The organism is Hydrogenophaga sp. Root209, assembly GCF_001428625.1.
Classification (GTDB): domain Bacteria; phylum Pseudomonadota; class Gammaproteobacteria; order Burkholderiales; family Burkholderiaceae_C; genus Hydrogenophaga.
The window spans coordinates 414,619-441,610 of the sequence record NZ_LMIE01000001.1; the positions used below are offsets into that span (position 1 = coordinate 414,619).

The window sequence follows — 26,992 nt, forward strand, 5'->3', positions numbered from 1 at the left end:
GACGCAGTCGATGCGCAAGGCCTGATCTGACCTTCAGAGCGCGCGCTGGCGCCATGCCAGCGCCGCGCCCACCCAGAGCGCGACGGCCGAGAACACCAGGCCGCGCGCCAGGCCCCCGGGGCCGTCGGCGATGAAGCCCACCACCGTGGGGCCGACGATCTGGCCGGCCGCGAACACGATGGTGAAGGCGCTGATCCCCGCGGCCCACTGCGCGGGCGGCAGGTTGTGCCGCACCAGCGCGGTGGTCGAGGCCACCACCGACAGGAACACGCCACCAAACAGCAGGCCCGAGGCCAGCACCAGCGGCCAGCTCGCGGTGAGCGCGGGCACGATGGCCGCCACCCCGAGCAGCGCGGTGAGCCGCGCCAGCGCCTGGCCGTCGCGGTGCCGGTCCAGCAGACCGGCCCAGATGCGCGAGGACGCGATCACCGCCAGACCCAGCAGCGCATAGAAGCCGGTGATCGCCGCCGGCGAACCGCCCTGCTCGCGCAGCAGCGCGATCACGAAGGTCATGTAGCCGATGTAGCCCACACCGAAACCGGCGTAGCCCGCCAGCGCAAAGCCGAAGTCGCGCAGCCGGAACACGCGCTCACTCCCCGCCGCCGTGCGGGTCGCCGGCGCCGGCAGCGTCGCCAGCAGCCGCGCCGGCCAGACCATGAGCGCGGTGGCCAGCAGGCACACCCCCGCCAACGCCCACCAGGCCCAGGCCCAGCCGTGCGGTTGCGCCGCCGCCGCCAGCACCGGTGGCACACCCAGCGCCGAGATCACGATGCCCAGCCCGGTGCCGCCGTAGTAGATGCCGAGCAGGAAGCCGCTGCGCTCGGGCTGGCGCGCGCCCAACCGCGCCGCCAGCAGACCGCCCGCGATGAACACCAGCGCACTGGCCACACCGGCCAGCAGGCGCTGCGCCAGCAGCGGCGCGGCGGCTGTGAAGAAGCCGCTCAGGCCCATGAACAGCGAAGCCCCCAGCGAGCCGGCGATCAACAGGCCGGTGGGCGAGAAACGGCGCATGAGCCAGGGCGTGGCCAGCGCGCCGAGCAGGTAGCCCAAGGCGTTGAACGTGTTCATGGCGCCGGCCAGCGTGTAGCTCCAGCCCAGGTCCTCGCGCATGGGCGGCAGCAGCAGGCCGTAGGCAAAACGCGTGATGCCCAGCGAGACCGCCGCGCCCAGCGACAAGGCCAGCGCGAGACGGATGTAGGGCGTGCGGTCGATCGTGGGGGCGGGTCGGTTCATGGCCGACCCATTGTCGGTGCCAATTCGGCGGGCGACGACCCAGCCACCGCACCGAGTGCGCTTCGCTGCCCGGCCGGCGGCTTAAGCTGGTGGCCATGAACGACATCGCCCCGGATCAGATCCGCGCCCTGCAGCACACCGAGCGCGAGCGCTTCATCACCAGCCATCCGAAGTCGATGGCCCTGGCGCGTGCCGCGCAACACCACTACCTCTTTGGCGTGCCGCTGCACTGGATGCGCGACTGGCCCAGCCCCGCCACGCTGTTCGTGGCGCAGGCAGAGGGCGCCACGCTCACCTGCGCCGACGGTGTTCGGTACAAAGACTTCTGCCTGGGCGACACCGGCGCCATGTTCGGCCACAGCCCGGCACCGCTGGCGCGCGCCATTTCCGAGCAGGCGGCACATGGCCTCACCTGCATGCTGCCGGCCACCAACGCGGTGGCCGTGGGCGAGGCCCTTTCAACCACCTTCGGCCTGCCGATGTGGCAGATGGCTCTGTCGGCCAGCGACGCCAACCGCTTCGTGCTGCGTTGGGCCCGTGCCATCACCGCCCGGGCGCAACTGCTGGTGTTCGACGGCTGTTACCACGGCGCGGTGGACGACACGCTGGTCGACCTCGACCTGGCCAGCGGCACCACCTTGCCGCGCGCGTCGGTGCTGGGCCAGGTGCACAACCACGCCGCGTTCACGCGCGTGGTGCCGTTCAACGACCTGCCCGCCCTGCGAGCGGCACTGGCAAGCGACGATGTGGCCTGCCTGCTGGCCGAGCCCGCCCTCACCAACTTCGGCCTGGTGCCGCCCGCGCCCGGCTTCTGGGACCAGGCGCGAGCACTGTGCCGCGAGCACGGCACGCTCTTCGTGTGCGACGAGACCCACACCATCTCCACCGCGCTGGGGGGCTACGCACGAGCCCATGGGCTCGACCCGGACTTCATGGTGGTCGGCAAGGCGGTGGCCGGTGGCCTGCCGTGCGCTGTGTATGGCTTCACGCGGGCCGTGGCCGAGCGCATGGTGCAGGCCAAGAACGCCGCCGCCGAGGGCCACAGCGGCATCGGCACCACGCTGGCCGGCAATGCGCTCACGCTGACCGCGCTGCAGGCGTCGCTGCAACACCTGCACACCGCCGCCAACTACACGCACATGCTGGGCGTGGCTGCGACCCTGGAGCGCGGTTTGCGCGAGCGCATCGAAGCCGCGGGCCGACCCTGGACCGTCACCCGTCTGGGCGCGCGCATGGAACTGCAGTTCATGCCGCACACGCCTCGCAACGCGCAGGATGTGCGCGACCACGCACAAGGTGATCTGGAAGCGCTCACCCACCTCTTCATGTTCAACCGCGGCGTGCTGCTCACGCCCTTTCACAGCATGATGCTGATCTCTCCGGCTACCACGCGGAATGACGTGGCGCACCTGCTGGAAGTGTTCGACGAACTGCTCGCTGCGCTCAAGGCTCCCCCAGCCCAACAGGCGCAGGCGCCCGCATCACGATCCGCGTGAACAGCCGATCGAACTGGGGGTCGCGCGCGCCCTTCTCGTTGAGCGGATCGCGGTGGGTCGCAAACGCCACGTTGAGCGCATGCCAGTCGGCTTCAGTGAGGCTCTTCTCGGCCTCGGGCAACAACACCGTTTCCTCCAGCCGCATGTGATCCAGATAAAACTGCACGTATCGCGTGGCCTCCGCTTCGAACGTCGCGCGCCGTGTCTCGCCCAGGTATTCCCAGGCCATCAAGAGATGCGTGAGTTCACGCACCCGCACCTCGCCGGTCATGTGATCGCTCTCCAGCCGCTCGATGGTCGCCATCACGTGCGGTGCCGCGCGTGCCAGGCGCGGAAACAGCAGGTCCGATTCCTTGGGGTGGTGCAGCTTCTCGGGGAACTCGTCGATGTAGAACAGCATGGCGCGCAACACGTCGAAGTACTGCTCGGGCGCGTGTTTTCCGTCGGCCTCCGGCCCGCGTTTGATCATCTGCAGCATCGACTGCAACATGGCGGCCAGGCTGGCGTGTTCGTCGCGGATCACGCGCAGAGCTGAATGGTGCATGGGGTGTCTCCTCGGGCCTCGTTCGGGTCACTCAAGCTTCGCTCAAGACCATGACAGGGGCATTGACCTGCATCAACAAGTGGCAGGGCGCGTTCAGCGCTGCGGGGGTTTCCAGCGCTTGAGCAGCAAGGCGTTGCTCACCACGCTGACCGAGCTCAGCGCCATGGCCGCGCCCGCCACCACGGGGCTCAGGAAGCCGAGGGCCGCCAGCGGAATGCCCGCCACGTTGTAGGCAAAGGCCCAGAACAGGTTCTGCCGGATCTTGCTGACCGTGCGGCGCGAGATGTCGAGCGCGGCCGCCACCATCAATGGATCACCCCGCATCAGCGTGATGCCGGCCGCATGCATGGCCACATCCGAGCTGCTGCCCTGGCTGTGGCTCATGGCCATGCCGACATCGGCCGCTGCAAGCGCAGGCGCATCGTTCACGCCATCCCCGACCATGGCGACCACGTGGCCACCTTCCTTCAAACGCCGCACCACCGCGGCCTTGTCGCCCGGCAACACCTCGGCAATCACTTCGCCCTCGTTTGCACGCAAACCCAGGCGCGCCGCCATGGCCATCGCGGCTCCCCGGTTGTCGCCCGACACCATGAACAGCCGCATGCCGGCCGCGCGCAATTCGGCGATGGCAGCGGCGGCTCCGGCCTTGGGCTCATCACCAAAGGCCAGCAAAGCCAACGGTGACCAACCCGGCGCGCCAGCGGCCTGGCTGACGAGCGCCGAGACGGTCGATCCTTGTTGTTGCAAGGCCTGCGCACGTTCGGACAGCGGTCCCAGATCCACACCGAGTTCGTCCATCCAGCGCAGGCTTCCCAGCGACAACAAAGCCCCTTGCACCGTGCCCTGGCTGCCCCGGCCCGACACCGCCTGCACATCACTGGCCGCGTCGGGCAGCACCACCAGCGAACGCGCCGTGGCAGCCTCGACCACCGCACGCGCCAGCGGGTGCGCGCTCTGCGCCTGCAGGGCCGCAGCAGCCTGCAGCACCGCCAGTTCGTCCACACCAGCGGCGGCTTCGATCACCAGCAGCCGCGGGTGGCCTTCGGTCAGCGTGCCGGTCTTGTCGAACGCCACCGTGTCCACCTTGTGCGCGATCTCCAGCGCCTGCGCGTCCTTGATCAGGACGCCGTGCTGCGCGGCCACGCCCGTGCCCGCCATGATGGCCGCTGGCGTGGCCAGGCCCAGCGCGCACGGGCAGGCAATCACCAGCACCGCCACCGCGTGGATCAGGGCCACTTCCATGGCCGCGCCGGTCCACAGCCAGCCCAGCATCGTGACGAACGCGATCACCAACACCACCGGCACGAACACGGCCGCCACCTGATCAACCATGCGCTGCACCGGCGCCTTGCCGGCTTGCGCGTCCTGCACCAGCGCAATGATCTGCGCCAGCACGCTCTGCGCACCGATCGCGCGCACCTTCACTTCGACCGCACCTTCGCCGTTGAGCGACCCGCCGGTCACGCCGTCACCCACCTCCTTGGGCACCGGCATGGCCTCACCCGTGAGCATGGATTCATCGGCCTGTGTGCTGCCTTGCACCACCGTGCCGTCGGCCGCAAACCGTTCCCCCGGCAACACACGAACCACATCACCCGGCAAAAGCTCGTCCACCGCCACCTCGGTGATCTCGGTGCGGCGGATGCCGTCGGGCAGCAGGTGGGCGCGCTCGGGCCGCAAGGCATGCAGCGCGCGGATGGCGGTGGTGGTCTGGCGCTTGGCGCGCGCTTCCAGCCACTTGCCCAGCAGCACCAGCGTGATCACCACCGCCGAGGCTTCGAAGTACAGGTGCAGCATCTCGCCCGGCTCCGAGCGCCACCACAGCCAGGTGGACAACGCCCAGGCCGCCGTGGTGCCGATGGACACGAGCAGCTCCATGTTGCCGGTGAACGCCTTGAGCGCATGCCAGCCCGCGCGATAAAAGCGCGCACCCAGCACAAACTGCACCGGCGTGGCCAGCACGAACTGCATCCAGGCCGACAGCATCCAGTGCTGGCCGAACAGATCGCCCACCATGGGCAACACCAGCGGTGCCGACAACACCATGCCGATGAGCACCGGCAGGAAGTCAACCGGCACACCCATCCAGCGCGCGTCGGCGACATCGTCCATGGCTTCCATCGTGCGGGGCTCATAACCCGCATCGCGCACCGCTCGCTTGATACGCGCCAGCGCCTCGGGCGTGTCGCCCCCGGCGATCAGCACCCGCGCCGATTCGGTCGCCAGGTTCACCGTGGCTTCAGACACACCGGCTTGTTTTTTCAAGGCCTTCTCGACCCGCGACACGCAGGAAGCACAGGTCATGCCGCCAATGCCCAGGTCGATCTGGGTGGGCGGAAGGGAAGCAGTGGCAGTGGTGATCGTGTTCATGGGCACAGCATAGGCTTTACCACCATGGGAAGGTCAAGCGCAAAACATCCTTGACCTTCACACCGTGTCAAGGATGACAATGGATTCTTTTCATCCATCCCACAAGGAGTTTCCATGAACGAAGTCTTCACCGTGCAGGGCATGACCTGCGGTCATTGCGAAAAATCCGTGACCACCGCCATCAAGCTGGTCGACCCGCAGGCCCAGGTCACCATCGACCGGGTTCAGAACCGTGTTGAGGTGAACAGCACACAGCCACGCGCCACATTGGCCGCGGCCATTCGCGAAGAGGGTTACCAGGTCGCTGCCTGACAGCATGGCCCAGAACACCACCAGCGACACGGACATCGACCGGCTCACCGCCTGGCCGGTGAACATAGGCAAAGCCGCCGAACTCAGCGGCATCTCGCCCAAGATGCTGCGCCACTACGAAACACTCGGGCTGCTGGGCGACGTGGTGCGCACCGACAGCAACTACCGCCAGTACAGCCTGGCCGACGTGCATTCGCTGCGCTTCATCCGCCGCGCACGCGACATGGGCTTTGGCCTGGACGCCATCGCCGAACTGGTGAGCCTGTGGCACAACCGCAAGCGCAGCAGCGCCACCGTCAAGCGCATCACCCAGAAGCACCTGGACGAACTTGCTCAGCGCATCGAGGCCTTGCAAGCCATGCAACGCACGCTGGGCGAACTGATGCACCTGTGCCCGGGCGATGGCCGGCCGGACTGCCCGATCCTGGACGACCTCGCCCACCCTGCAGCCGTGGCGAAAACCGGCACAAAACTTTACAAGCCAGCCACATCGGCCCCACCGCGCAGAAACACCCCCCGACCACACTGAAGCCATTCCACAGCCCACCGACCCAAGCTGTGGTGAATCTTCCTCAACGGTCACAAGGAGTGAACATGACATCGATTCCCAAACGCGCCCTGATGGCCGCCGCCCTGGCAGCCGCCTTCGCCGGCCTCTCGGCCACCGCCATCGCCCAAGGCACCACGGCAGCCCCCACGGCACCAACCACCACCCAGCAGGCCCAGGAAGGCGCCAAGGAAGGTCAACGCGACGCCAAACGCGCCGAGCGCATGGCCAGCATGCAAAAGCGCATGGCAGAGCGCCAGGCGGCCCTGAAAGCCGAACTGAAGATCACCGCCGAGCAAGAACCCGCCTGGAATGCCTTCGTGGCACGCACCCAGCCAGACGCTCGCCCTGCCCGCCAGGGCCCCCGCGAAGACTGGTCCAAGCTGACCACGCCCCAGCGCCTGGACAAGATGGCGGCCATGAAAGCCGAACGCGACGCCCGCATGGGCCAGCGCCATGACGCCATCAAGAGCTTCTATGCGGTTCTCAACGCCGAACAGCAGAAGGTGTTCGACGCGAAACAGATGCAGGGATTTCAGCGCGCCGGCATGAAAGGCCACGGCAAAAACCATCACCACGGGGGTGGCCACCACCGCATGGGCGGCACGATCTGATCGGCTCCCAAGCCGATGGACTTCTCTGCGTCTTGTTCTTATAGATTCTTTTAATACAAGATAGCAGTAGTAGTAGAGGGCGCTGTCCGCTGTGGACAAGCGCCCTTTCTCTTGTCCGATCAAGGACTTGCACCCGCTCAAACGCTGTGTGAAGCACCCGGGGCCCGATCGGCTGAAAAAAGGATAACTGCCCAAAATCCGCTGAGCCTGTGGATAAGTGAGGGTTTGTTCAAAAGATATACACAGAGTTGTCACGTCGGGCACGGAAACATGCTCTGACAGCTGGGCACAACCGCTTGCCGGTCGTGATGTTCCCGGCTGTTAAACTGCGCCGCTTCATGACCGACCCCGATGCCGTGCATCGCCTGCGTCGGCAGCTTTTTTTGTGAGCCTGTTTCGCCCATGTCTGTTGCCCTCGCGGGAAGCGCGCCCACCACCTTCGAAATCAAGAGCGCGCACCTGCCCCTGGTGGCGCTCATGCTCAAGTCGTCCGATCTGGACCGCCTGGCCCAGGAGCTGACCCAGCGGTTCGGCGACATGCCCGATTTCTTCGACAACGACCCGCTGGTCATCGACCTGCACCCGCTCAATGTGGCCGAGGCCAACGCCCTGCCCGATTTCGGCGCCTTGCAAACCCTCTTGCGCCAGTACCGGTTGGTGCCCCTGGCCGTGCGAGGCGGCACCATCGAACAGACCCGCCTGGCCCTGGCCGCGGGCCTCACGAATGCGCCTGACGCATCGGTGCAGCGTGCCGCTCCTGCCGTTGTGCCCACCGAGATCACCACCACCCCGGAACCCGTGGCGCCATCGGCACCCGCTCCCGCACCTGGTGCCCTCGTCATCGACAAGCCCTTGCGCTCCGGTCAGCAGGTCTATGCGCGGGGGCGTGATCTGGTCGTCATGGCCATGGTCAACCCGGGCGCCGAGGTCATTGCCGACGGTCACATCCATGTGTACGCACCGCTGCGCGGCAAGGCCATTGCCGGTGCCCGCGGCAACGCCGATGCGCGCATCTTCGCGCTCAGCATGGCGCCCGAACTGATCTCGATCGCCGGCATTTACCGCACCAGCGAAGTCGCCCTGCCCGAATCGATCCTGGGCAAGCCGGCGCAGGTGCGCCTGGTGCCCGGCCCCGACGGCGACAAGCTGGTGATCGACGCCATCGGCGCCTGATCCGCCACCATTTTCAGAACAGAAGGACCTTCACCATGACCAAAATCGTTGTCGTCACCTCCGGCAAGGGCGGTGTGGGCAAGACCACCACCAGCGCCAGCTTTGCATCGGGGCTCGCCTTGCGGGGCCACAAGACCGCCGTCATCGATTTCGACGTCGGCCTGCGCAACCTCGACCTCATCATGGGCTGCGAACGCCGCGTGGTGTACGACCTGATCAACGTGATCCAGGGCGAAGCCAACCTGAACCAGGCGCTGATCAAGGACAAGCAGTGCGACAACCTGTTCGTGCTGGCCGCCAGCCAGACGCGCGACAAGGACGCGCTGAGCCAGGAAGGCGTGCACAAGGTGCTGACCGACCTCGCCGCCATGGGCTTCGAGTACATCGTGTGCGACTCGCCCGCCGGCATCGAGACCGGTGCGCTCATGGCCATGCACTACGCCGACGAAGCGCTGATCGTGACCAACCCCGAAGTCTCCAGCGTGCGCGATTCCGACCGCATCCTGGGCATGCTGGGCAGCAAGACCCAGCGCGCCATCGACGGCAAGGACCCCATCAAGGAACACCTGCTGATCACGCGCTACAACCCCACCCGCGTGGCCGACGGCCAGATGCTGTCGCTCGAAGACATCCAGGACATCCTGCGCATCAAGCTCATCGGCGTGATTCCGGAGAGCGAAAACGTGCTGACCGCCTCCAACCAGGGCACACCGGCCATCCACCTCAAGGGCACCGACGTGGCCGAGGCCTACAGCGACGTGATCGACCGTTTCCTGGGCGCCGACAAGCCGCTGCGCTTCATCGAGGCCAAAAACGCTGGCTTCTTCAAACGCCTGTTTGGGGGGAAATGACGCATGTCGATCTTTTCCTTTCTGCTCGGCGAGAAGAAAAAAACCGCCAGCGTTGCCAAGGAGCGGCTGCAGATCATCCTGGCGCACGAGCGCAATGGCCGCAGCGCCTCCGAGCCCGATTATTTGCCTGCGCTGCAGCGTGAGCTGGTCGCCGTGATCAGCAAATACATCAAGATCAACCCGGACGACATCAAGGTCCAGCTCGACCGCCAGGACAACCTGGACGTGCTCGAAGTCAAGATCGAACTGCCCGACCGCAAGTAAGGCCCCCACGCTCCCCCGCTGCGCGTGGTCCGCTGCCCCCCAGGGGGGCTGATCCGGCTTGGGGCGGCCTTGCGCCGGATCGATTTTGCCGCCTCACTTGAGGTGGTGTTTATGATCATTGATGCTGATCGAAACGCTGGGCGCGGCCCGCGACATGGGCCGACTCAACACCATCCTGGGCGTTCTCATCCGCCATGGGTTCGGCGACAGTGTTCGCCGCCTTGGCTTGGCCGACTCGCTCGAGCGTGCCGGACACGCGCTGAAGTGGGACCACGCGGCCGATCTCGCCCGTCTGGCACCTCCGGTGCAGGTTCGTCTGGCGCTCGAAGAGCTTGGCCCTGCGTTCGTGAAACTGGGCCAGATCTTCGCGGGCCGGGCCGACCTGTTCGGTCCCGAGTGGATCGCCGAGTTCGAGAAGTTGCACAGCCGCGTGCCCGCTGTGCCGCTGGAGCTCCTGCGCCCCCAGTTGCGTGAAGACCTGGGCGGCGATCCCGAGGCGGTGTTTGCCCGCTTCGACACCGAACCGTTGGCCGCCGCTTCCATCGCGCAAGTGCACCGCGCGCAATTGCACGACGGCACGGAAGTTGTCGTCAAGATCCGCCGACCCGGCATCACCGAAACCATCGACGCCGACCTGCGCCTGCTGGCCCGCCTGGCCGCCCTGGCCGAAGTACAACTGCCCGCGCTCAAGCCCTACCGGCCGCAGCAACTGGTGCGGGAGCTCGCGCGCTCGCTCAAGCGCGAGCTCGACCTGGTCACCGAGTGCCGCAGCGCCGAGCGCATCGGCGCCAACATGGCGGCCCTGCCCTGGATCGTGGTGCCGCGCATGCACTGGGCTCACACCAGCGCCCGCGTCAACGTGCAGGATTTTGTGGCCGGCGTGCCGGGCGACGCGCTGGAACAACTGGATGAGCAAGGCCTTGACCGCCAGCTGCTGGCGCGCCGAGGTGCCCAGGCCGTGCTCAAGATGATCGTGCAGGACGGCGTCTTCCATGCCGACCCGCACCCGGGCAATGTGTTCTACCTGAGCGGCAACCGCATCGCCTTCATCGACTTCGGCATGGTCGGGCGGCTCTCGCAGCGCCGCCGCGAGGAACTGCTCCAATTGCTGCTGGGCCTCGTGGGGCACGACCCCCGGGGCGTGTCGGACGTTCTGATCGACTGGACCGGCGACGAACACGGCATCGACCTTGCCGTGCTCGAGACCGAGATCGAGGCCTTTGTGGACCAATACCAAGGCGTGCCCCTGGCGCAGCTCAGCCTGGGCCAGATGCTGGCGGACGTGACGGCGATCTTGCGCGAACACCATCTGGCGCTGCCGCCCGATCTCGCCCTGTTGATCAAGGCCTTCATCACGCTGGAGGGCATGGGCCGTGGCCTGGACCCGGACTTTCACATGGCCACCGAGGCCTTGCCCCTGCTGCGTGAGGTGGTGCGCGCGCGCTACCGGCCCAAGGCCATGGGCACCCGGGCCTGGCAGACGCTGCGCCGCACACTGAGTCTGATCGAACAGCTGCCCCACGACCTCTCGCGCCTGCTGCGCAGCGCCCGGCGCGGCCGGGTGCACGTGGGCATCGAGCTGGCCCACCTCAAGCGCGTGGGCGACCAGATCGACCGCGCCGCCAACCGCCTGGCCATGGCCCTGGTGATCTCGGCGCTCATCATCGGGGCATCCATTGTCATGACAGTCCAGGGCGGACCCACCCTGTTCGGCCTGCCCGCCTTTGGTTTCCTGGGTTTTCTGGGTGCCGTACTCGGCGGGCTCTGGCTGGTGCGCGCGATCTGGCGCAGCAGCCGGGGGCGTGATGCCGGGGATGGGCTCTAGCAACAGTGTGTTGCCCCTGAACCGCGGATTTCAGGCCCAGCAGCATTTCTCGCTCCGTGTTATCATGCGCAGTCGCCTTGAGCGACCAGCCGCGCCCGGGCCCACAGCCCAAGCGCACCGCCCCCGGCAGAGGGGCTGCTGGTCCAGCCCCTCCAAGGTGCGCCACCCCGCTTTCTCACAGCACCGTGGCCTTTCCCTCCCTGCTTTGCCTGAACCCCTGCCGTGGTTCGTGCGCCGGTCTTGGTCGTTTGCTGTGCGCAACAACCAATGGCCGGATCAAGCGGTGAGACACCCCGGCGCTGGGGCTGCCAATGGTTTTTGATTTTTGATTCGGGTCTTTCCGACGCTGCGGCGAACGCCGCGCGCCCCGGCCCACCGATGTTTTTGATGATTCACACGACTTCCACGATTCCAACCACGAATCCTTCTCCCCTCACCTTGGGCAAATACCGCATTGCGGCAACGCCTCGCCCGTTGCCGGGCGGCCAGTTCGCTGCGCAGGTGTCCATCGCCAGTGGATTTGGCAGCGCTTCCACCGCCCGCGTGATGCGTTTTGACAGTGCCTTCCCCACACACGCCGCCGCGGCCGACTACGGCCTGGCGCAGGGCATCGACTGGGTGCACGACACCACCCGTCTGGCGGCCCGCCCGAACTGACCGATACACTTCAAGCAAAGGAAACACCATGGCCAAAGAAGAACTGATCGACATGATGGGCATCGTCAACGAGGTGCTGCCCGACACGCGCTTTCGTGTGACGCTGGACAACGGTCACCAGCTGATCGCCTATTCCGCCGGCAAGATGAAGAAGAACCACATCCGCATCCTCGCGGGTGACCGTGTCTCGCTCGAGCTCTCGCCCTACGACCTGACCAAGGGCCGCATCAACTTCCGCCACATCGAAGGCCGCGGCCCGATGGTGCCGCGCAAGCCGCGCTGAGCCTTCAATAGAACAAGGCTTCGAGGTCGACGCTGCTGCGTTGGCCCACGTCGGCGTGGTGCGCCGACAGCCACGCGCTGCCGTGCTCACGGCCCAGCGCGAACAGCATCTCGAAGAAGCGCATGTTCGCCGCGGCCTTGCTCTCGGCGCTGAGCGCACCCAGCACTTCGCTGGCTTCAATCACGTGGAAATGCGTGCCGGCCAGGCGCCGGTCGAGCTCGCCGCGCTGCCACCACGAGCTGCGCGCCGCGCGCTCGCGCAGGTGGGCAAACATGCGCATCTCACGCAGGAACGTGGCGTTGAACGCCAGCTCCATCATCCGGCTCTTGATGTCCACAGCCGATTGCGGTGTGGCGGTGTGCTTCAGTGGCGCCAGCATCACCAGCATGATGTCGCGCGCGCTGCACTCGTGAAACAGCGGAAACACCGCCGGATTCGCTGCATAGCCCCCATCCCAATAAGTTTCCCCATCGATGACCACGCCGCGGTGCATGGTGGGCAGACAGGCCGAAGCCAGCACCGCGTCGGGCGTGAGTTCGGCCGCGCGAAACAGCCTGAGCTTGCCGGTGTTGACGTTGGTGGCCGCCACGAACAGTTTCACCGGGCTGTGCGTGCGAAGGCGCTCGAAATCAACCTGGCTTGAGAGGATCTTGCGCAGCGGGTTGAGGTCGAACGGGTTGAGCTGCTCGGGTGAAAAGTAGTGCGTCCATTGCAGCATCAGCTGCATCGCCGGTGCCAGCCGCATGTCCTTGCCGTCGGCCGTGGGCCGCGCCACTTCGAACGGCATGCTGGCCGCCACGGCACTCCAGAACTCGCGCAAGGCGGTGCGCGCACCCTCCCGTCCTCCCGCCATCAGGCCTTGCGCCAGCATCACGGCATTCATGGCGCCCGCGCTGGTGCCGCTCACGCCATCGAAGCGCAGGCGCCCGTCTTCCAGCAGGGCATCGAGCACGCCCCAGGTGAAGGCACCGTGCGCGCCACCGCCTTGCAGTGCGAGGTTGATGGCCGGCGGGCCGCGCCAGGGCAGGTTCATGGCGCCGGGCTGCGCAAACGCCGCGCGCGCACCGCGGCCGCCAGGCTTTGCAGCACGGGAACCGTCTGCTCGAAGGAGATGCAGGCATCGGTCACGCTCACGCCGGTGGTGAGCGGTTGGCCGGGCACGATGTCCTGCCGGCCCTCGTGCAGGTGACTCTCGATCATCACGCCGATGATGCGGCTGTCGCCCGCTGCCACCTGCGCGGCCACGTCGGCCGCCACCTCGATCTGTCTTCGGTGTTGTTTGCTGCTGTTGGCGTGTGACACGTCCACCATGACCTGCTCGCGCAGGCCTGCCTTTTTCAGCAGCGCACAGGCCGCGCTGACGTCGCCCGCGCTGTAGTTGGGCTGCGCGCCGCCGCGCAGGATCACGTGGCAGTCGTCGTTGCCGCGCGTCTCGAAGATCGCGGCCTGTCCCATCTTGGTCATCCCCATGAAGGCGTGTGAGGCGTGCGCCGCCTGGATCGCGTCGGACGCGACCTTCACCCCGCCGTCGGTACCGTTCTTGAAGCCCACCGGACACGAGAGGCCACTGGCCAGCTGGCGGTGGCTCTGGCTCTCGGTGGTGCGCGCACCGATCGCGCCCCAGCTCACCAGGTCGCTGATGAACTGCGGGCTCAGCAGATCGAGAAACTCGGTGCCCACCGGCAGGCCGAGCGCCAACACGTCGAGCAACAGCGCGCGCGCCATCTCCAGTCCTTCGTTGATCGCGAAGCTGCCGTCCAGGTGCGGGTCGTTGATATAGCCCTTCCAGCCTACGGTGGTGCGCGGCTTCTCAAAGTACACGCGCATCACCACCATCAGGTCCTCCTGCAGTGCGTCGGCCTGTTCCTTGAGCAGGCGGGCGTAGTCGATGGCCTGTGCGTGGTCGTGGATGGAGCACGGCCCGACCACGACCACCAGGCGGTCGTCCTGTCCGTGCAGCACGCGGGAGATGGTTTCACGGCTGTGCTGCACCAGGGCCTGGGCGGCATCCACGGCGGGCTGCCATTCCTGCAGCAGGGCAGGCGTGATCAGCGGGCGAACCGCACCGATGCGCAGGTCGTCGATGCGGGTGGTGTCCAGCGTGGTGGGTGGCGTGGCGTGGGTTTTCATGGGGACAGGAGGGCGGAAAAAGAGGAAGAGCGGCAAAGGCCGCAATTGCGTGGCATTGGGCCGCCATTTTGCGGCTTGCCGGATTCAAGAAGCACCCGGCGAGCACCGAAATACCAAACACGCGCTGTTGTCAGCGCAATGACGGAAAGATCGCCATGACCAAAACGCCCATCGCCTGCGCCCTCTGGGCCGTGCTCGGCTTCGCCGCACCCGCGGCCTTTGCCGAATCGACGGCCACCACACTGGATCTGGAGCCTGTGTCCAGTTCACAACTCTGGCTCAACGTGGGCGGCTTCTCGCGGCATTTCAAGCGGCAAAACGGCTACAACGAAAACAACCTCGGCTTGGGGCTCGAATACCGCACCAGCCCCGAGATCTCGTTCATGGCCGGCAGCTATTACAACAGCGTGCGCAAGAACACAACGTACGCCGCGGTCAACTGGCAACCCTGGTCCATGGGAGGATTCAAGCTCGGTGCGGCGGTGGGCTTGATGAACGGCTACCCGGCGATGAATCGAGGCGGCAATTTTTTCGCCGCTTTGCCCATGGTCACCTACGAGGGGCGGCGCTTCGGCATCAACGTCGGCCTGATCCCGTCGATCAAGAACGTGGACGGTGCCGTGATCGTGCAGTTCAAAGTGCGCATCAACTGACCGCCACAGGCGATCGCTGTGCGCTGAAGAAGCGCGGCAACTGGTTGCGCGCGCAGCGCTGCAACCCCATCAGGAAACCGTGATCCGGCCAACCCACGCCGTGCTGTGTGCGCAGGTCGTGCTGGATGCGCGCCAGCAGCTCGGCAGCCATTTCGGCATCGGCCATGGCGCGGTGGGCCTGACCCGTTCGCGGCAAGCGGAAGAAGTCCACCAGCGAGCCCAGCTTGTGGTTGGGCGCGTGCGGGTAGAGCCGGCGCGAGAGCAGCACGGTGCAGGCAAAGGCGTGCGATGCGGGCTCACCGACCAGCGCCAGCTCGGCCTGCCAGTAACGGCGATCAAACGACGCGTTGTGGGCGACCATGGGCACCTGACCCACGAACCGCGCCGCGTCGCGCATCACGTTGGCGGCCGGTGGAGCGCTGGCCACCATGTCGTTGGTGATGCCGGTGAGTTGCGTGATGAACGACGGGATGCGAACGCCCGCATTCATGAGGCTCTGAAATCGGTCCACCACCCGGCCTTGTTCGGTGATGACGATGGCCACCTCGGTGGCCCGGTCGCCCATGGCGGGCGAGATGCCGGTGGTTTCGAAATCGATGACGGCGATCGGGGAGGGCATGGACGGCGGGCTGGTCAGGTGCATCAAGGGATGCAACGAGCTTAGCTCAGCGCCGGCACCTCCGGCTCGCACGAATCCCCCTCAGTTTGCGCCCTGCAAGGCAGCTCCGCGACGATGTGCGTGCCCTGCCCGGGGCTGCTGGTGATGGTGAGGTGGCCGTTGTGCGACTCCACGCGCACCCGCATGCCGATCAGGCCATGGTGGCTGGCAGGCACGCTGTGGGTCTGAAAGCCGCAGCCGTCGTCCTTCACGCTCACCCGCACCCAGTCGCCCTTGGCCTCCATCTGCACCGTCACCTGCCGGGCTCGCGCATATTTGCTGATGTTGGTGAGCGACTCCTGCACCAGGCGGAAGACGGTGAGCTCGCACTCCTTGTCCAGGCTCACGGTCTCCAGCTGGGCGCTGACGGGAATGCCCAGGCTGCTGGCCGCTTCCTGGCACAGCACTTCCAGGGCCGAGGCCAGGCCCAGCTGGTCGAGTGATGAAGGCCGCAGGTTTTCGATGATGCGGCGCTTCACGGCAATGCCTTCGTTCAGGCGCTGCTCGATGCCGCTCATGCGCTCCAGCGCGGAGGTGGGCATGTCGGTCACGCGTCGCAGACGGGCGAGCTCGAGCTTCATGGCGGTGAACAGTCCACCGAGTTCGTCGTGCAGTTCGCGCGCCAGTCGGCCGCGTTCGTCTTCGCGGGTGTTGACCAGGTGGCCGGCCAGTTCGCGCAGCTCGGCGGTGCGCAGGGCCACCTGCGACGCAAGGTATTGGCTCTCGCGCGCCTTCTGCTCGTCGCTGTAGCGCAGCTGCCGAGTGAAGAGCACCAGGCCCAGGACCGACATCAGCACCAGCAGATGCAGCGCCACCCGGTTGATCATGATGGCGTCGGAAAGGGATCCACGCGCGCGGTCCTGCAGCGCGGCCGCGCGCCCCAGCACCAGATCGAACTCCCTGCGCAGCTCGGCGTAGCTGACGCGGCCGCGGTCGCTGCTGGCCATCAGGCGGGCCTGGGTGCGCCGGCCTTGCTCGGCCCTGTCCATCCATTCCTCCATGGCGCTCACGCGCGCCTGGATGCGCATGCGCACGGCCTCCACCGAGACGGTGCGCTGGGGGTCCACGTCGGCGATCAGCTGGAAAGCGCCGCGTTGCGCTTCGGCCAGGGCGGTGATGGATTCGCGATACGCGTCGCGGTCGGCCGTCTGACCGTTGATGAGGAAGGCGCGGGCCGCCAGTTCAGCATCGGTGAGGTTTTGCAGGACGCGCCCGGCCTGAAGACGCGCATCGGTCAGCGCAACGCCCTGCGCCAACGTGGAGCGCGAATGCTGGAAGGCGCCTTCGATGACCACGACGGCGACCACCGCCAGGGCCAGCACCACCGGCATCACGTACCGCGTGCGCGCCACGCGCTCGATCGACGACTTGATCATCCAGGCTCCCGGTGGCTGCGCGTGGCGCAGGCCATGTTGTTGTCAGTTGCTACCGCAGCTCGCCCGGCCGCGTGGCCGAGCCGTCCGACACCCGGGCGCAGTAGGCAATCAGGTCGTCGAGTTCACACGACTTGTCGAACACCCGGTCGGCCCCCAGCACGGCGCAGCGCTTGCGGATGTCGGCGGTGGCGTAGTTGGTGAGCACCACGGTCCTGGAGGGCAGGTGCGCATCTTGCGCCGCTTTGAGCACGCCCAGACCCGAGCCGGACATCAGGAATATATCGACGATCAGCAGATCAAGCGAAGCGCCCTCGCTGCGCAACCAACGCACGGCACTGTGCTCGTCGACGGCATGCCCGACCACCTCGACGGCGGTGAGCTCCTGCAGCGTGGACACCAGGTTCTCGAAGATGACTTTGTTGTCTTCGACGATGAAGGTCTTCAGCGCTGCCATGGTGTGTGTGGTGTGAAAACGAAGCCGGGGCGCCGATGCATTGCTGCGTCGTGCGCCCCGTCGAGCGTCGTTGAATATGCCCCTGGCGTCTGTAGGCGGCGTCCTACACCGCTCGAGGCGGGGGTGCTGTTCAGCGCACCACGATGTCGTTGCGCACCGCCTGCACACCCGGGGTGGACCGGGCCAGCCGCTCGGCAGCCGAGCGTTCTTCGGCAGACTTCGCGAAGCCCGAGAGCTGCACCGTGCCCTTGAGCGTTTCCACATTGATGGACATGGCGCTGACCGTCTTGTCCTCGGCCATGCGGGCCTTCACTCGGGTGGTGATGGCGGCATCATCGATGTAGGAGCCTACGGTCTGCTGATCGCGGGCGACCGCGCAGCCGGTGAGTTGAACGAGGGTGAGGGCGGCGGCTGCGGCCAACACGGCGTGTGCGAGTTTCATGATGTCCTCCAGCGTTTGAATGGTTTGGGGGTCAGCGTTTAGCTGTTCTTCTTCTCGATGGTCAGGCGGTTGTCCACCGTGACCACGCCATCGACGGCTGCGGCCAGGGTGGTGGCGCGCTGGCGTGAGGCTTCGTCGGGAGCGGTGCCGATCAACGCAACGTTGCCGGCTTCGGTGTCGACGTCGATCTTCAGCGAGCTGAGTTTGTCGTCGGCGGCCAGGGCAGCATTCACCTTGGTGGTGATCGCCATGTCGGTGGCGTTCTCGGCCACCGTGTCGGCGGCTTTCGAACCCGCGGCCTGCGCGTCGGCGGCGGCCACCTGGGCGTCGTTCTTCAGTTCGGCGCCGGCGGACTGGACCGTGGCTGCGGAGTTGTCGATTTTCTGACCAACGGTGGCATCGTCAACCTTCTCGCCGCAGGCGGCGATGAGCACGGTGGCTGCGGCGGCGGCGAACAGGGCGGAGTAGCGATGTGTGGTTTTCATGTCGATTCCTTTGAGAGGGGGCCGGACGCATCCGGCGAATGTCGGGGACTGAGCTGGTTGGCTCAGACCTTGTCGGTCGGTCGCTTCTTGGGGCTGTCGAACCAGTCGTCGCCGGCGTGGCGCTCCCAGGCGGCCACCTGGCGTTCGGCTTCGTCCTTGGCCACGCCATAGCGTTCCTGGATCTTGCCGGCGAGCTGTTCGCGGCGGCCGTCCACAACGTCGAAGTCGTCGTCAGTGAGCTTGCCCCACTGCTCGGTCACGCGGCCTTTGAGTTGCTTCCAGTTGCCTTCGATTCGGTCCCAATTCATGTGTTTCTCCTGTTGAGGTTGCTGCGGTCTGGGTCGGTGTCGTACCGTCCCCGGCTCGGTGCTGAGGTCAGCGTCAAGCCGTGTCTTCACTGTAGGTGGGGGGATGCGCCCGGGGTGTCGGGCAGCGTGCCGTCGCCGTGTAGGACAAGGCCCCACATCCAGACGGCCGTGTGTAGGCGTTGTCTGACGTTGCCCTGGGCGGGGGCCTGTTAGATTTCCGCATCTGCCCACGGGCTCAACCCACCGAAATTCCCATGATCAGAATCGGCATCGTCGACGACCACGCCATCGTGCGCACCGGCCTGCGGCAGTTTCTTGCCGAACATGTGGACCTGCGCGTCACGGGCGAAGCCAACAACGGGCGCGAAGCGCTGGAACTGGCGCGCGGCGGTGAGGTGGACGTGCTGCTGATGGACATCTCCATGCCCGAGCAGGGCGGCGTCGATGCGCTGCAGGCAATCAAGGCGCGCTTCCCCGACCTGGCGGTGCTCATCCTCAGCGGCTTCCCCGAAGCGCAGTACGCCACCACCCTGTTGCGCTATGGCGCCAGTGGTTACCTCAACAAGGATTGCGCGCCTGAAGACATCGTCAATGCCATCCGCACCGTGGCGCGCGGCCGACGCTATGTGAGCCCGGCGGTGGCCGAGTTGCTGGCCGACGGCGCGGCCGGCGCGACCGAACAGGCGCCGCACGAACTGCTGTCGGAGCGCGAGCTGCAGGTCTTCCTGCGACTGGCCCAGGGCGAGACCATCGGTCACATGGCCGAACAGATGTTCCTGAGTGTGAAGACCGTGAGCACCTACCGCTCGCGTGTGCTGGAGAAGCTCAAGCTCACCAGCAACAGCGACCTCACCTACTACGCGCTCAAGAACGGCCTGATCCAGTGACCTGGGCCTGAGCGCCTCAGAGGAAGCGCTCCATCAGCCGGCCCAGCGTTTCCATCGCGCGGTCGCTCAGGCCGCGCCGACGCCAGGCCTCCAGCGTGATGGCCCTGGAGGCTGCACGGTCGCGTTCGAACAGCGCGTTCATCTCGCCACCAAAGTCGTCGCCCAGCACGATCACGTTGAGCTCGCTGTTGGCCACGAAACTCAGCCAGTCCAGGTTGCTCGAACCCACGGTGGAGAACACGCCATCGATCACCGCCGTCTTGGCGTGCATCAGGGCGTGCTCCATTTCGTAGATGCGCACACCGGACGCCAGCAGCTGGTCGTAGTACGACCGCCCGGCGTGAAACGCCAGCGACGAGTCGCTGCGCCCGGGCAGCACCAGTTCCACCGCCACACCGCGTGTGGCGGCGTTGCGCAGGGCGTTGACGAAATCGGCGCCGGGCGCGAAATACGCCATCGTGAAACGCACGTCGACCTGGGCGGCGTCGACTGCGGCGAGCAGGGCGCTGTAGATGCGGTTTTCCTTGTCGCGAGGATCGCTGGCCATCACCTTCACCACACGCTGACCGGGCTCGTCCGCGGCCTTGTTCGCGACCTTCTGGCCGAGCGAACCCTTGCATCCCTGTTCCTGCCAGGTGGCCTCGAACACCCGGGCCAGCGCCGGCACCACCGGGCCGCGCAACTCGATCTGCGTGTCGCGCCAACCGTCGTCGAGCGCGGCGCCGGCCCGGGGCTTGCCGCTGCGGCCGAACGAGCTGGAACCATAGACGCGGCTGATGTTGATGCCACCGGTGAAGGCGACCTCCTCGTCCACCACCAGCAGCTTGCGGTGGTCGCGGTGCGTCAGGCCCCAGTAACCCGGGCGCTTGGTCGGGTTGATCGGGTTGAAGGCACAGACCGAGACGCCACCGTCGACCAGGCGCTTGAAGAAGGCATCGGGGGTGGTGATCGAGCCCACCGCGTCGTAAATCATGGCCACCGTCACGCCCTGCGCCGCGCGCGCAATGAGCAGATCGGCCACCTCGGCGGCCACACCCTGGTCTTCGACGATGTAGCTCTGCAGCAGCACGCGGCCCCTTGCCTGCGCGATGGCCGCCTTCATGGCGCCGAAGGTGGCCGGTCCGTCGATCAGCAGGCGCGTGCGGTTGCCGCGGTACAGGTCCGCGTCGCCGCTGGCGGTGAGCGTTTTCAGGTGGTGGATCAGCAGATCCTTCTTGCCCTCGTTGGCCAGACCCTGCAGCGCCTTGCGCTCGGCGACGGCCGACACTGGCCCGGCGGCGCCGCTGACGTTGACCGTGCCCGCTTGCGCGGCCGGCATGTCCTCTGTTTTCGGCGGCAGGCTGGAGCATCCCGCCGCCACCAGCAGCAACCCCGAGAGCGCAAGACCGCACAGCCGGCGCAGCCCGGTGGTCTTCGAGGAATGTGGCGAGTTCATGGCTTCAACCGGTGATGGGGAGACCCCGATGCGTGGGTATACAGGCGAGTGTGCTCGAAGCGGTCGCCCAGGTGTGTCGGCGGGGGCTCTGTGCGACTGTCGGAGACCTCTGACAGCACGCGCCATCCCGGGCGCGTTCATGGAGCGGCGGTGATGCGCTGCGCCAGGCGCCAGATGGCCAGGCGGTGGGCTGCGGCCAGCGCGTCAACCGAGCGGTCGGGCAGTTCGATCCGGATGTCCGCCATCTCCATGGTGGGGGGTGCGGTGGGGGTGGCGCTGGCGAACCACCAACGTGCCCGCAGGCGCAGGGTCTGGCGCGCCTCGTCGGCCACCAGCGTGTCGATCTCCACCCGCAGGCGGCGCGCCACGCTCACGCCCGGGGGCGCGGGCGACAACCACACCAGCCCTTCGCCGCGCAGCAGCGCGAGATCGGCCGCGAGCCGCACGGGAATGCTGTCGCGAAGCGGTTCGACCCAGCGATGACCCTCCAGTGGCAGCACACCCGCCGCACCGCTGGCGACCACCAGCGTGTCGCGCTCCAGCGGGCCGGGCAGTCGCATGCGCCCCGACAGTTCCCAGACCGCCCCGTCGCCAGCACGGGCTGCGGGCGGGGCTTCGGGCGGCGCGCTCTTGAGTTCGTACCAATGCATGGGCACCGGCGTCGACGCGCAACCCGCCAGCAGCACGGGCACCACGCCCACGAGGATCAGCGTGTCGCGGCGCTTCATGGTGTCCCCTTGCGCCCGCGCAGCACGGCGTCGGGTTGCTGCTCCAGCGTCTCGGCCAGATCGCGCATGGCGCGTGCGGCGCGCGAAAGGTCTTCCAGTGCGCGGTCGGCGCCCAGCCGCAGGCTGGAGTCGTTCGCGGTGGCCTCACGCAGCGAAGCGGCGCTGCGGGCCACCTCGTCGGCCGCCCGCTGCAGGTTCTGCACCAGCGGCGCGTCCGGTGCCAGCACGGACGACACACGATCGGAGGTGTCGTTGACCGAACCCGCCGCGCGGCTCAGGTCGTTCATTGCGGTGCGCGTTGAAGAGAGCGAGCGCTGCAGTTCGTTGGCCAGTGGGTCGATGCGTTTGTCCAGCCGCGTGGAGACGCGATTGATGGTGGCCGTGATCTCGGCCAGATCGGCCAGCGCCTGCTTGAGCTCCGGGCCCGAGACCAGGGCGCGGGCAGATGCCGCGATGGCCGAGACGTCTTCGGCGATCTTGCGGAAATCCATGCCCTCGAGCTGGTTCTTCAGGGCCTGGATGGCCGTGGCGGTGGTGGGTATTTCAGGGACGTCCCGGTAGGTGCCGCGCAGCTTGCCCGGGCGCTCGGGGCGCAGGTCCAGGTCCACGTACAGCTGGCCGGTCAGCAGGCTCTGCATGGAGAGCTGGGCACTGAGCCCGCGCTCCACCAGGGCGGGCAGCGCCAGCTCCACGCCCTCGGTCCTGCGGCCATCGAGTCCGCTGACCGCATCGCTATCGAGCGCCACCAGCACCGGGATGGAGAAGTCGTCGGACCTGCGGTCATAGAAGACCGAGATCGACTCCACGCTGCCCACGCGCACGCCGCGAAACACCACCGGCGCACCCACCTGCAGTCCATAGACCGAGCCACTGAAAAACATGACAGCTTTCTCCTTGCGGGTGAACAGGCTGTTGCCCGCCAGCGCGATGATGGTGGCTGCAATCAGCGACAGACCGACCACCACGAAGGCGCCGATCAAGGTGGGGCTGAGCTGGCGCTTCATGCCGGCTGCGTCTCAGGTTGAACCGCGCCACGGCGCAAGAAGGCCTGCACGCCGGGCGGACCGTGGTGCAACAGTTCGTCAGGTGGGCCGAGCGCGGTCATGGTCTTGGCCTGCGCGTCGAGAAACAGCACGCGGTCGGCCAGCGCGAAGATGCTGCCCAGTTCGTGGCTGACCATCACCACGGCGGTGCCCAGGTCGTCGCGGAGGTGGCGGATGAGTTCATCAAGGTGGGCGGAGGTGAGGGGGTCGAGGCCAGCCGATGGCTCGTCCAGAAACAGCAGCGGTGGGTCCAGCGCCAGCGCGCGGGCGATGGCGGCGCGCTTGCGCATGCCGCCGCTCAGGCGCGCGGGCTCGGCTTCGAAGCTCTCGCTCAGCCCCACCAGCGCGAGCTTGAAGCGCGCGGCCTGTTCGCAGGCCTCTGGGCTCAGGGCGGTGAACAGTTGCAGCGGCAGCATCACGTTCTCGCCCACCGTCATGCTGCTCCACAGCGCACCGGCCTGAAACGCCACGCCAAAGCCCTGCCGCAGCGCGCCCAGGGTGCTGGCGTCGGCGGTGTAGAGGTCTTGCGTGCCGTGCAGCACCTGGCCGGCGGCGGGCTTGTGCAGGCCGATGAGGTGGCGCAGCAAGGTGCTCTTGCCGCAGCCGCTGCCGCCCGCGATCGCCAGCACTTCACCGGGCAGGATGTCGAACGTGAGGTCGCGCTGCACGATCACCTCGCCGAAGGCCATGGTCAGGTCCTGCACGCGGATCAAAGGGGCGTTCATCGCGTCACCATTCCAGCCGTTGAAAGACCACGGTGAGCACCGACGCCGCCACCACGATCCACACGATGGCCTGCACCACGGCGGCGGTGGTGGCGTCGCCCACGGCCTGCGCGCTGCGCCCCGCCGACATGCCTTGCAGGCAACCCGACAGGGCCACCAGCACGGCGTACACCGTGCCCTTGAGCAAACCCACCAGCACGTGCGGCAGGGTCAGCGACTGGGCGCTGGCGTACACATATTCCAGCGAGGTGACGCCGTAAATGCCCACGGCCACCAGCCAGCCCACCGCCATGCCCACCAGCGCGGCGAACGCGGTGAGCAGCGGCCCCACAAACAGCAGCGCCAGCACGCGCGGCAGCACCAGGAAATCGATCGGATTCACCCCCATCGTGGCCAGCGCGTCGACTTCTTCGTTGGCCCGCATGCTGCCGATCTGCGCCGCGAAGGCCGCGCCCACGCGGCCCGCGAGCACGATGCCCACCAGCAGCGCCGCCACTTCGCGCACCACGCCCACCGTCACCAGGTCGGCAATGTAATTCTGGGCGCCGAAACGCTGCAATTGGGCTGCGCCCATGTAGGCCACGATCAGACCCACCAGAAAACTCACCAGCGCCACGATGGGCAGGCTGCGCGGGCCGGTCTGCTCGATCTGCCACGCCAGGTCGCCCCAGCGCATGCCGCTCTTGCCACGCAGCAGGCGACCCACCGACAACAGCACTTCGCCCATGAAGGTGAGCGAGCGACGCCCCTCGGACCACCAGGCCTGCGTGGACGCACCGAGTGCCGCAATGCGGCCCACGCGGGGTTGGGGCACATCGGTCGTCGGTGCGTCGGACAGCGCCAGCGAGACGATCTCGCGCAGGCCCGCGGGCAGGCCGCTCAGGTCCAGCTGCACCGGTGGGCGGGCCAGCGCGTTCAAGCGTTGCCACAAGGTGGATGCGAGCGCTGCGTCCCATGAACGCAGTGCGGCGGTGTCGAAGCGAACCTCGCCCTGACGGAGCGCGGCGGGCACGTCGGGCAGGGCGCCCCGGTATCCCCGCCACTCGCCGCCGATGCCCAGTACCCAGGCGTTGTCCTGCTGCAGCCACTGCGCGCTGGCGACTTGCGTGGACTCAGGCCGCACCATGGCATTCGATGCGATGGGAGGGGCAGCGTCGGGATGCCGGGCATGCGGGCAGCAACTCGTTCATCGCCATATCCTAGTCGCATGCACGCGATCAGGTCCGTTCGTTGTCACACACTTCGCAGGAAATATGACCTTGCAAAAAGGGGAACGCCGCGGTCGTGACAGGTTCCAATGGGGGATGAACGCAAACCCAGTCACGCCCCCTGCTTCAACCCGCTTGACGCGCCGTGCGCGCGTCGCGTTGGCGTTCGGCGGCGTGGTGGGCCTCGTGTTGCTGGGCGTGGTGTGGGGCGAGGTGAGTGGCTGGCCCGTGTTGCGCCAACCGATGGAGCGCGCCATGACGCGCAGCGCGGCCGTGCCGGTGCAGCTGGAGGGCGACGTGAAGCTGCACCTGCTGTGGCGTCCGCGACTGGAAGTCGATCATTTGCGCATCGCCTCCGACGATCGCTTCAAGGTGCCGCACCTGCTGGATGCCCGGCGCGTCTCGCTGGCGTGGACCTGGGGCGATGTCTGGCGCTGGCGCCAGGGTGAACAGTTGCGGGTGCAGGCCCTGCGCGCCGGCGAGCTCGACGCGCACCTGGTGCGCCTGGAGGATGGCGTTGCCAACTGGCAACTGGGCGCGCCCGCTGCACCGAAAGACCCGGATGCGCCGCTCGGTCTGCCGCGCTTTGGCTCGCTGGTCACGGACCAGGGACGCATCACCTGGAACGACGCGGTGCAGGACGTGGACCTGAAGGTGGCGGTGCAAGGGCGCGAAGGCGAAGCCCTGCAGGGCGCGGCGTCGGGTTATGTGGCCACTTTCAACGGTCGCTACCACGCCCTGCCGATGAAGCTGCAGGTTGAAGCCGGCAGCACCTTGCCTTTGCTGCAGGACGCCGACGCCACCGCCACGGCGCCCTGGGTGCCCATGCGCGTGCAAGGCAGCGTGGGTTCGTCGCGTCTGCTGTTCGACGGTCAGGCCGCCGCCCTGCTGGGCACGCCGCGCCTGGAAGGCAAGCTGCAGTTCAAGGGGCGTTCGCTGGCCGATGTCGGTGATCCGCTGGGCGTCACCTTGCCGCGCACGCCACCCTTCGATCTGCGCGGCACGCTGGCGCACGAGGGCGGAGCCTGGCGGCTGCAAGCCACCAGCGCTGCCATCGGCAGCAGCCGGCTCGCGGGTGACCTGCTGTTTGACCGGCGCGTGACACCGGCCAAGCTCAGCGGCCGGCTCACCGGCTCCAAGCTGGCGTTTGCCGATCTGGGTCCGGCGATCGGCACCCAGGGGTCGGCAGCCGCGGAACCGGCGACCACCCCGCCGGGACGCGTGTTGCCACAGCGCCGCTTTGACCTGCCCTCGCTCAAGGCCATGGACGCCGACGTGCAGGTGAACATCGACGAAGTGGACTTCGGCACGCCCGCGATGGCGCCCATGAAGGCCCTGCAGACCCGTCTGCAACTGGACGACGGCGTGCTGCGCCTGGGCGCGTTGCAGGCCGCGGTGTCGGGCGGGTCCATCAAAGGCTCCACCCAGCTCGACGCCAACGCCAGCCCGGCGGCCTGGGCCGCCGAGCTCGACTTCAACGGCATCGACATGGCCGGCTGGCTGCCCGGCATGCGCACCGGCGATGCGCCCGCCACCCCGCCCGCGACCAAGGGCGCGGCCACGCTCAAGCGCGAGCGCAACCAGGCCCGCCAGGGCGGCGACCAGGCGGTGCAGTCCTACCTCACAGGGCAGCTGTTCGGCCGCGTCAACGTGCGCGGCGCGGGTCGATCCACCGGCGAAATCCTGGCCAGCCTGAACGGCCCGGTGCAACTGACCCTGCGCGACGGCACGCTGTCGCACCTGGCCACCGAGGCCATGGGCCTGGACGTGGCCGAATCGCTGGGCGTGCTCATCCGGGGCGACCAGCCCCTGCCCCTGCGCTGCGCGCGCTTCGACTTGACGGCACGCGACGGCGTGCTCACACCCACGCTGGCCGTGGTCGACAGCGCCGACAGCACCATCCGCATCACGGGCCAGGTCAGCCTGCGCGACGAGTCGCTCGCGCTGCGTTTTGTCACCCGCTCCCACGACTGGTCCCCGCTGTCCTTGCGCACGCCGGTCACCGTCGCGGGCACGTTGGGTGATCCGCAAGTGGGCATCGAGGCAAAGGGCCTTGTGGGTCGAGTGCTCGGCGCCGTCGCCCTGGGCGCCGCGGTGGGCCCGGCGGCGGCTTTGCTGCCCCTGATCGAACGGGGATCGACCAGCGCGGTCGATCCCTGCACCGTGGCAGCGGCACCCGCAAAAGCCGCCACCCAGCCGGCCGCTCCGGTCGCCCCGCAGAAGCCCTGAGCGTCGGCGTTTTCCTACAATCCGTCAGGGCTTCGGCTTGCAGAAACCCCGGGTTGGCC

Annotated in this window: 29 protein-coding genes; 13 read left to right on the forward strand and 16 right to left on the reverse strand. The window is 67.4% G+C overall.

The annotated features are described in order from the left end of the window. Window positions 1–33: 33 nt before the first annotated feature. Entirely contained in the window at window positions 34–1,233 is a 1,200-nt protein-coding gene (locus ASE11_RS02040) for a YbfB/YjiJ family MFS transporter (RefSeq protein ID WP_056265092.1), read from the reverse strand. A 95-nt stretch (window positions 1,234–1,328) separates the two neighbouring features. On the opposite strand from ASE11_RS02040, the gene ASE11_RS02045 reads away from it, so the two are divergent. Continuing rightward, complete coding sequence (locus ASE11_RS02045; RefSeq protein ID WP_056265095.1) at window positions 1,329–2,729, forward strand: aspartate aminotransferase family protein; 1,401 nt, start codon at window positions 1,329–1,331, stop codon at window positions 2,727–2,729. On the opposite strand, the gene ASE11_RS02050 is transcribed toward ASE11_RS02045, so the two are convergent. Together ASE11_RS02050 and ASE11_RS02055 are read right to left on the reverse strand one after the other, a co-directional pair. After that, window positions 2,677–3,273 carry a hemerythrin domain-containing protein gene (locus tag ASE11_RS02050; RefSeq protein WP_056265099.1) on the reverse strand — a complete coding sequence of 199 codons (597 nt, stop codon included), beginning with the start codon at window positions 3,271–3,273 and terminating at the stop codon, window positions 2,677–2,679. The genes ASE11_RS02045 and ASE11_RS02050 overlap by 53 nt on opposite strands. 93 nt (window positions 3,274–3,366) lie before the next feature. Continuing rightward, window positions 3,367–5,646, reverse strand: coding sequence for a heavy metal translocating P-type ATPase (locus tag ASE11_RS02055; protein WP_056265103.1), 2,280 nt, complete (start codon window positions 5,644–5,646; stop codon window positions 3,367–3,369). Between the two features lie 114 nt (window positions 5,647–5,760). Here ASE11_RS02055 and ASE11_RS02060 point away from each other — a divergent pair, with 114 nt between their 5' ends. The 9 genes from ASE11_RS02060 (at window position 5,761) to infA (ending at window position 12,172) form a co-directional block, all read left to right on the forward strand. Beyond that, a complete protein-coding gene (locus ASE11_RS02060) occupies window positions 5,761–5,958 on the forward strand; it encodes a heavy-metal-associated domain-containing protein (RefSeq protein ID WP_056265107.1) in 198 nt (65 codons plus the stop codon). A gap of 4 nt (window positions 5,959–5,962) precedes the next feature. Next, the gene (gene cueR, locus ASE11_RS02065) at window positions 5,963–6,487 is read left to right on the forward strand and encodes a Cu(I)-responsive transcriptional regulator (protein WP_082585449.1); all 525 of its coding nucleotides are present in this window, start codon (window positions 5,963–5,965) and stop codon (window positions 6,485–6,487) included. Window positions 6,488–6,552: 65 nt separating this feature from the next. Then, a complete protein-coding gene (locus ASE11_RS02070; protein ID WP_056265113.1) occupies window positions 6,553–7,119 on the forward strand; it encodes a Spy/CpxP family protein refolding chaperone in 567 nt (188 codons plus the stop codon). A 402-nt stretch (window positions 7,120–7,521) separates the two neighbouring features. After that, on the forward strand, window positions 7,522–8,292 hold the full coding sequence (minC, locus tag ASE11_RS02075; protein WP_056265660.1) for a septum site-determining protein MinC: 771 nt from the start codon (window positions 7,522–7,524) through the stop codon (window positions 8,290–8,292). A 35-nt stretch (window positions 8,293–8,327) separates the two neighbouring features. Next, a complete protein-coding gene (gene minD / locus ASE11_RS02080; protein ID WP_056265118.1) occupies window positions 8,328–9,143 on the forward strand; it encodes a septum site-determining protein MinD in 816 nt (271 codons plus the stop codon). A gap of 3 nt (window positions 9,144–9,146) precedes the next feature. Then, window positions 9,147–9,407: a cell division topological specificity factor MinE gene (gene minE / locus ASE11_RS02085; RefSeq protein WP_056265121.1), complete on the forward strand. Its 261-nt coding sequence runs from the start codon at window positions 9,147–9,149 to the stop codon at window positions 9,405–9,407. Window positions 9,408–9,528: 121 nt separating this feature from the next. Beyond that, window positions 9,529–11,232 (forward strand): ABC1 kinase family protein, encoded by a 1,704-nt coding sequence (locus tag ASE11_RS02090; RefSeq protein ID WP_056265126.1) that lies wholly within the window; start codon window positions 9,529–9,531, stop codon window positions 11,230–11,232. Window positions 11,233–11,619: 387 nt separating this feature from the next. Further along, window positions 11,620–11,889 (forward strand): hypothetical protein, encoded by a 270-nt coding sequence (locus ASE11_RS02095; RefSeq protein WP_235501160.1) that lies wholly within the window; start codon window positions 11,620–11,622, stop codon window positions 11,887–11,889. 28 nt (window positions 11,890–11,917) lie between these two features. Then, window positions 11,918–12,172, forward strand: a complete 255-nt coding sequence (gene infA, locus ASE11_RS02100) for a translation initiation factor IF-1 (RefSeq protein WP_056265133.1) — start codon at window positions 11,918–11,920, stop codon at window positions 12,170–12,172. A gap of 4 nt (window positions 12,173–12,176) precedes the next feature. On the opposite strand, the gene ASE11_RS02105 is transcribed toward infA, so the two are convergent. Beyond that, window positions 12,177–13,205: a patatin-like phospholipase family protein gene (locus ASE11_RS02105; protein WP_056265135.1), complete on the reverse strand. Its 1,029-nt coding sequence runs from the start codon at window positions 13,203–13,205 to the stop codon at window positions 12,177–12,179. Then, entirely contained in the window at window positions 13,202–14,302 is a 1,101-nt protein-coding gene (locus tag ASE11_RS02110; protein WP_056265139.1) for a 3-deoxy-7-phosphoheptulonate synthase, read from the reverse strand. The genes ASE11_RS02105 and ASE11_RS02110 overlap by 4 nt, the downstream gene beginning before the upstream one ends. Window positions 14,303–14,457: 155 nt before the next feature. On the opposite strand from ASE11_RS02110, the gene ASE11_RS02115 reads away from it, so the two are divergent. Next, the gene (locus tag ASE11_RS02115) at window positions 14,458–14,955 is read left to right on the forward strand and encodes a hypothetical protein (RefSeq protein WP_056265144.1); all 498 of its coding nucleotides are present in this window, start codon (window positions 14,458–14,460) and stop codon (window positions 14,953–14,955) included. Here the strand turns inward: ASE11_RS02115 and ASE11_RS02120 are convergent. The 6 genes from ASE11_RS02120 to ASE11_RS02145 all read right to left on the reverse strand — a co-directional run bounded on the left by ASE11_RS02120 (window position 14,948) and on the right by ASE11_RS02145 (window position 18,678). After that, window positions 14,948–15,574, reverse strand: coding sequence for a PolC-type DNA polymerase III (locus ASE11_RS02120; RefSeq protein ID WP_056265664.1), 627 nt, complete (start codon window positions 15,572–15,574; stop codon window positions 14,948–14,950). The two genes, ASE11_RS02115 and ASE11_RS02120, sit on opposite strands and share 8 nt — an antisense overlap. A gap of 41 nt (window positions 15,575–15,615) precedes the next feature. Continuing rightward, a complete protein-coding gene (locus ASE11_RS02125) occupies window positions 15,616–16,989 on the reverse strand; it encodes an ATP-binding protein (protein WP_056265147.1) in 1,374 nt (457 codons plus the stop codon). Between the two features lie 49 nt (window positions 16,990–17,038). Next, a complete protein-coding gene (locus ASE11_RS02130) occupies window positions 17,039–17,443 on the reverse strand; it encodes a response regulator transcription factor (RefSeq protein WP_056265152.1) in 405 nt (134 codons plus the stop codon). A gap of 130 nt (window positions 17,444–17,573) precedes the next feature. Then, complete coding sequence (locus ASE11_RS02135) at window positions 17,574–17,885, reverse strand: BON domain-containing protein (RefSeq protein WP_056265156.1); 312 nt, start codon at window positions 17,883–17,885, stop codon at window positions 17,574–17,576. Window positions 17,886–17,923: 38 nt separating this feature from the next. Then, a complete protein-coding gene (locus tag ASE11_RS02140) occupies window positions 17,924–18,370 on the reverse strand; it encodes a BON domain-containing protein (RefSeq protein ID WP_056265159.1) in 447 nt (148 codons plus the stop codon). Window positions 18,371–18,432: 62 nt separating this feature from the next. Then, entirely contained in the window at window positions 18,433–18,678 is a 246-nt protein-coding gene (locus ASE11_RS02145; protein ID WP_056265163.1) for a CsbD family protein, read from the reverse strand. Between the two features lie 254 nt (window positions 18,679–18,932). Here ASE11_RS02145 and ASE11_RS02150 point away from each other — a divergent pair, with 254 nt between their 5' ends. After that, window positions 18,933–19,565: a response regulator transcription factor gene (locus tag ASE11_RS02150; protein WP_056265168.1), complete on the forward strand. Its 633-nt coding sequence runs from the start codon at window positions 18,933–18,935 to the stop codon at window positions 19,563–19,565. 16 nt (window positions 19,566–19,581) lie between these two features. Here the strand turns inward: ASE11_RS02150 and ASE11_RS02155 are convergent, their stop codons facing one another. From ASE11_RS02155 to ASE11_RS02175, 5 genes are all read right to left on the reverse strand, one after another. Then, window positions 19,582–21,000, reverse strand: coding sequence for a phospholipase D-like domain-containing protein (locus tag ASE11_RS02155; RefSeq protein WP_056265169.1), 1,419 nt, complete (start codon window positions 20,998–21,000; stop codon window positions 19,582–19,584). 137 nt (window positions 21,001–21,137) lie between these two features. Continuing rightward, window positions 21,138–21,728, reverse strand: a complete 591-nt coding sequence (locus ASE11_RS02160; RefSeq protein ID WP_056265171.1) for a membrane integrity-associated transporter subunit PqiC — start codon at window positions 21,726–21,728, stop codon at window positions 21,138–21,140. Continuing rightward, the gene (locus ASE11_RS02165; RefSeq protein WP_056265178.1) at window positions 21,725–22,732 is read right to left on the reverse strand and encodes an MlaD family protein; all 1,008 of its coding nucleotides are present in this window, start codon (window positions 22,730–22,732) and stop codon (window positions 21,725–21,727) included. The genes ASE11_RS02160 and ASE11_RS02165 overlap by 4 nt, the downstream gene beginning before the upstream one ends. Further along, entirely contained in the window at window positions 22,729–23,496 is a 768-nt protein-coding gene (locus ASE11_RS02170) for an ABC transporter ATP-binding protein (protein ID WP_056265181.1), read from the reverse strand. The genes ASE11_RS02165 and ASE11_RS02170 overlap by 4 nt, the downstream gene beginning before the upstream one ends. Window positions 23,497–23,500: 4 nt before the next feature. Further along, complete coding sequence (locus tag ASE11_RS02175; protein WP_056265185.1) at window positions 23,501–24,622, reverse strand: MlaE family ABC transporter permease; 1,122 nt, start codon at window positions 24,620–24,622, stop codon at window positions 23,501–23,503. 178 nt (window positions 24,623–24,800) lie between these two features. Here ASE11_RS02175 and ASE11_RS02180 point away from each other — a divergent pair, with 178 nt between their 5' ends. Then, window positions 24,801–26,933, forward strand: a complete 2,133-nt coding sequence (locus ASE11_RS02180) for an AsmA family protein (protein ID WP_162258014.1) — start codon at window positions 24,801–24,803, stop codon at window positions 26,931–26,933. Window positions 26,934–26,992 lie beyond the last annotated feature (59 nt).